General features: G+C 49.2%; 1 protein-coding gene. It reads right to left on the minus strand.

What is annotated here, in order from left to right; translation table 11 throughout:
- Nucleotides 1-420: SDR family NAD(P)-dependent oxidoreductase (locus RVS70_RS22735; protein ID WP_321135007.1), on the minus strand; the 420-nt coding region annotated here is incomplete at its 3' end.
- Nucleotide 421: the final 1 nt, after the last annotated feature.

Genomic DNA, 421 nt, shown 5'->3' on the forward strand with positions numbered 1-421 from the left:
AATATCAGGCCATGCCACGAGTCCGCCGACTGAGCATGTATTAATGATGTTGCCCTTGCCGGAAGCCAGCATATGCTTGAGTGCGTGTTTGCTCATTAAAAAAGTGCCGGTCAAATTGACTTGCAGCACCTTGTTCCAATCGCTGAGCTCCATCTCGTGAATGGGCGCCACGATTTCGATGCCTGCATTATTAATCAATACATCAAGCACGCCAAATGTATCGACCGCAGATTCAACAGCGTGCTTACAGGCAGCTTCGTCTGTAATGTCCGTTTGCACAAAGTGCAGCCTGTCATTATTTTCTTTCCGGACCATTGCTTCTCCCTGCTTCTCGTCAATATCCGCCACAACCACATTGGCCTGCTGGTTCAAAAAAGCCTGAACCGCCGCATAACCAATCCCTGATGCGCCTCCTGTTATG

The sequence above is a fragment of the Virgibacillus sp. M23 genome (genome assembly GCF_034190895.1).
Classification (GTDB): domain Bacteria; phylum Bacillota; class Bacilli; order Bacillales; family Amphibacillaceae; genus Virgibacillus; species Virgibacillus salarius.